Here is a 248-nt window from a genome sequence, read left to right on the forward strand (position 1 = left end):
CCTGTCGCTCCCGTTGCCCCTGTTATTCCTGTCGCTCCCGTTGGACCTGTATCGCCTGTTACTCCCGTCGCTCCTGTCGCCCCCGTTGGGCCTGTGCCACCTGTTGCTCCTGTTGGACCCGTTGCCCCTGTTATTCCTGTCACTCCCGTTGGGCCTGTTGCTCCTGTTATTCCTGTCGCTCCCGTTGCCCCTGTTATTCCTGTCGCTCCCGTTGGACCTGTATCGCCTGTTACTCCCGTCGCTCCTGT

1 protein-coding gene is annotated in these 248 nt (G+C 60.9%); it reads right to left on the bottom strand.

Annotated features, from left to right (window positions below; translation table 11 throughout):
- Positions 1-248: hypothetical protein (locus DOS87_RS25060; RefSeq protein WP_208730390.1), on the bottom strand; the 248-nt coding region annotated here is incomplete at both ends.

The organism is Bacillus sp. CR71 (assembly GCF_003429245.1).
Lineage (GTDB): Bacteria > Bacillota > Bacilli > Bacillales > Bacillaceae_G > Bacillus_A > Bacillus_A thuringiensis_S.